Genomic DNA, 3973 nt, shown 5'->3' with positions numbered 1-3973 from the left:
CCGCGACCCGTACCGATCCGCCCACGACGAGGGCTACGTCCGGCTCGTCGACCTGCTGGCCCGGCGCGGCTGGCTGCCCGAGGTCGTCGCGGCACACGCACGAGAAAGGACCGCGTCTTGAGCCTCAACGTCATCTTCGTCCGGCACGGGGAGAGCGTCTGGCACGGTGAGAACCGCTACGCCGGTGCCACCGACATCGACCTCACCGAGCACGGCCGCGACCAGGCCGCCGCCCTCGCCGACTGGGCCGCCCAGGCGGGCCTCACCGCCGTGTGGTCCTCCCCGATGCTGCGCTGCCGGCAGACGGCGGCGGACAGCGCGGCCCGCGCCGGGCTGCCGCTGCACCTCGACCCGCGGCTGCGCGAGCTGGACTTCGGCGTCGCCGAGGGGCTGACCCGCGCCGAGATGCGCGAGCGGATGCCCGAGGCGGTGGCGTCGTTCGAGGCCGACCCGGTGGCCAGCCACTTCCCCGAGGGGGAGGATCCGGCGGCGGTCGTCGAGCGGTACGTCGCCTTCCTCACCGACCTGCGCGCGGAGCACGACAACGGCGGGCAGGGCAACAGCGGGCAGGGCAACGGGGCGCAGGGCAACGGCAACGGCGGGGGGAGCAGCGGCGGGAAGGACGGCGGCCGGATACTCGTCGTCGCCCACTCCACCGCCATCCGGCTCACCCTGTGCCGGCTGCTCGACCTGCCGCTGCGCGACTACCGCCGCCGCTTCCCCCGCCTGGCCAACTGCGCCCTCAACGAGCTGGTCCTCAGCGACGGCACCCCCTCGCTGCTGACGCTGAACCGCCCCGTGACCCCCGGAGTCCCCGCGTGACCACGATCCTCGCCGCCGGCGACCACTTCGTCCGCAACGACCTGCTCCTCGACCGCGTCCGCCCGGTCGCCCCCGGCGCCGTGTTCCGCGAGCTGACCCTGCCCTGGCCGGTGGAGCCGTTCGGTCCGGTGGCCGAGGTCCGCGAGGCGTCCGGGACGGAGGACCAGCTCATCGAGGCCCTCGACGGGGTCGAGGTGTGCGTGACGCAGATGGCGCCGCTGACCGAGCGGATCCTCGCCGCCAGCCCCGCCCTGCGGCTGTTCTGCGTCAGCCGCGGCGGCCCCGTCAACGCCAACCTCGACGCCGCCACCCGCCACGGCGTGGCCGTCACCTACGCCCCCGGCCGCAACGCCACGGCCACCGCCGAGCACACCGTGGCCCTGATGCTCGCCGCCGCCCGCCGGATCCCCGCCGTCCACGCGGACCTGGCGGCCGGCACCTGGCGCGGCGACTACTACCGCTACGAGGCCGTCGGCCCGGAGCTGGCGGGCAGCACGGTCGGCATCGTCGGGTACGGCGCCATCGGCTCCCGCGTGGCCCGTATCGCCCGCGGCTTCGGCGCCCGCGTGCTCGTCGCCGACCCCTTCGCCGACGCGGCGGCCGTCGCGCCGGACGAACTGGTCGGGCTGCCCGAGCTGATGAATCGTTCCGCCTTCGTCACGGTGCACGCCCGCGCCACCCCCGAGACCGAGGGGCTGATCTCCCGCGAGCTGATCGGCCTCATGCCCGCCGGCGGCATCGTCGTCAACTGCGCCCGCGGCTCCCTCGTCGACTACGACGCCGTCTGCGACGCCCTCGACGAAGGCCGGCTCTTCGGCGCCGCGTTCGACGTGTTCCCCGCCGAACCGCTGCCCACCGACTCGCGACTGCCCCGTACCCCGGGCGTCGTGATGACCCCCCATCTGGCCGGCGCCAGCCGCCAGACCGCCCACAATGCGGCCGGCATGGTGGCCGCCGAGGTCGGCCATCACCTGGCCGGCCGGCCCCTGGTCCACTGCGCGAATCCGGAAGTGCTCACCAGATGAACCCGTGGAAAGGAACCCGCATGCGCGGCAAGTTCCGTACGGCCAAAACGGCCGTCGTCGCCGGCATAGCCGTCCCCGCCCTCCTGCTCACCGCCGCCCCGGCAGGCATCGCCGCCACCGCACCCGCCGAAGCCTCCCCCGCGGCCAAGCCGCTCCCGTCCGACCTGCCCACCCACATCAAGGGCGGCGCGTGGCCGACGAGCCACGTCCAGGGCGTCACCGTCGACACCGAACGCGGCTACGTCTACTGGTCGTTCACGCAGATGCTGGTCAAGACCGACCTCGACGGCAACGTCGTCGGCACCGTCGAGGGCCTCACCGGCCACCTCGGCGACATCGACCTGAACAACCGCGACGGCCGCGTCTACGGCTCGCTGGAGTACAAGGCGGAAGAGGCATTCTACATCGCCATCTTCGACGTGGACAAGATCGACCGGGTCGGCATGGACGCCGAGACCGACGGCGTGATGACGACCGTCCACCTGGAGGAGGTTGTCGAGGACTTCACCGCCGACATGAACGGCGACGGCGTCTTCGACGGCGACACCGCGAACACCCCCGACCACCGCTACGGCTGCTCCGGCATCGACGGCGTCTCCTTCGGCCCGGAGTTCGGCAAGCGCGGCGGGGCGCAGAAGCTGATGGTCGCGTACGGCGTGTACTCCAACACCACGCGCGCGGACAACGACCACCAGGTGGTCCTGGAGTACGACGTGCGCGACTGGCGCCGCTACGAGCGCCCGCTGTCGCAGGCCGACCCGCACCGCAGCGGCCCGAAGCGGACCGACGGCAAGTACTTCGCGTACACCGGCAACACCACCTACGGCGTGCAGAACCTCCAGTACGACCCGTACACCCGCAACTGGATCATGGCGGTCTACGACGGCGTGAAGGAGGGCTTCCCGAACTACTCGTTCTTCACCGTCGACGGCTCGAAGAAGCCGGTGCGCGGCGAGATCAAGGGCCAGGCGAAGCCCGAGAAGGGCAAGCTGCTGACCCTGCGCGACGCGGGTCTGAACGACCCGGCGACGGGTCTGCGCGGCTGGGAGTTCCACGGCAACTACGGCATCGACGCGCTGGGCGACGGCCGCTACTACGTCGCCGAGGGCCGGGCCGTCACCGAGGACGGCGTGAAGAAGCAGGAGGGCGAGGTCTACCTCTGGCGCTGGACGGGCGAGACCCCGACGCCGTTCGAGCGCGTCGAGGACTGACGCGGGGCGCCCTCACACCTCCCGGGCCCGTACGCATCGGGGGCGGGCCCGGGAGGTCTCCCCGGCCGCTACTCTCCGGCGGATTCGCCGGCGGGCAGCAGCCGCAGGGAGACGGAGTTGATGCAGTAGCGCTGGTCGGTCGGCGTCGGGTAGCCCTCGCCGGTGAAGACGTGGCCCAGGTGGGAGCCGCAGCGCGCACAGCGCACCTCGGTACGGGCCATGCCCAGCGAGCGGTCCTCGATCAGCTCGACGGCCTCACTCTGCGCCGGGTCGTAGAAGCTCGGCCAGCCGCAGTGGCTCTCGAACTTCTCCGTGGAGCGGAACAGCTCCGCTCCGCAGGCGCGGCACTCGTAGACGCCCTCTGTCTTGGTGTCGGTGTACTCGCCGGTAAAGGCGGGCTCGGTGCCCGCCTGCCGCAGCACGCGGTACTCCTCGGGCGCCAGCTCCGTGCGCCACTGCTCGTCCGGCTTGTCGACCTGGTATGTCATCTCAGCCCTCCAGTCGGGACAGGATCCGGGGTCCCAGCTCGGTGACGTCTCCTGCCCCCATGGTGAGAACGAGATCGCCGGGCTTCGCCATTCCTGCGACGAGCCCCGGGACGGCGGCCATGTCGGGCGCGGGGGTGACGTCGGCCCCCCGGGCGCGGGCCGCGTCGATGATGATGTCGCTGGTCACGCCGGGGATGGGGTCCTCACGGGCGGGGTAGATGCCGAGCACGACGGAGGCGTCCGCGAGGGCGAGTGCCTGGCCCATCTCGGTGCCCAGCTCGCGGGTGCGCGAGAACAGGTGCGGCTGGAAGACGACGAGGATGCGGCCGGTGCGCCCGCCGTGGCCGTCGTCGGCCGCGGCCCGTACGGCCTCCAGGTCGGCGCTCATCTCGGTGGGGTGGTGCGCGTACGTGTCCACGACCCGCAC

At 72.5% G+C, this 3973-nt stretch carries 5 protein-coding genes; 3 read left to right on the top strand and 2 right to left on the bottom strand.

Features of this window, described 5'->3' with window-relative positions:
* Positions 1-117: 117 nt before the first annotated feature.
* Genes H5J30_RS20925 through H5J30_RS20915 form a run of 3 tightly spaced genes read left to right on the top strand, consistent with a single transcriptional unit; the run spans position 118 to position 3058 of the window.
* The gene (locus H5J30_RS20925; protein ID WP_181788933.1) at positions 118-822 is read left to right on the top strand and encodes a histidine phosphatase family protein; all 705 of its coding nucleotides are present in this window, start codon (positions 118-120) and stop codon (positions 820-822) included.
* Positions 819-1847 (top strand): 2-hydroxyacid dehydrogenase, encoded by a 1029-nt coding sequence (locus tag H5J30_RS20920; RefSeq protein ID WP_181788932.1) that lies wholly within the window; start codon positions 819-821, stop codon positions 1845-1847. The genes H5J30_RS20925 and H5J30_RS20920 overlap by 4 nt, the downstream gene beginning before the upstream one ends.
* Before the next feature lie 20 nt (positions 1848-1867).
* Positions 1868-3058, top strand: coding sequence for a hypothetical protein (locus tag H5J30_RS20915; protein WP_181788931.1), 1191 nt, complete (start codon positions 1868-1870; stop codon positions 3056-3058).
* Between the two features lie 68 nt (positions 3059-3126).
* Here H5J30_RS20915 and msrB read toward each other — a convergent pair whose 3' ends face one another.
* Complete coding sequence (msrB, locus tag H5J30_RS20910; RefSeq protein WP_181788930.1) at positions 3127-3546, bottom strand: peptide-methionine (R)-S-oxide reductase MsrB; 420 nt, start codon at positions 3544-3546, stop codon at positions 3127-3129.
* 1 nt (position 3547) lies between these two features.
* A partial coding sequence (locus tag H5J30_RS20905; protein ID WP_309505590.1) for a glutamate ligase domain-containing protein occupies positions 3548-3973 on the bottom strand: 426 nt, incomplete at its 5' end.

It is taken from the genome of Streptomyces phytophilus (assembly GCF_013870535.1).
Lineage (GTDB): Bacteria > Actinomycetota > Actinomycetes > Streptomycetales > Streptomycetaceae > Streptomyces > Streptomyces phytophilus.
This window is presented reverse-complemented; position numbering and strand designations above follow the sequence as displayed.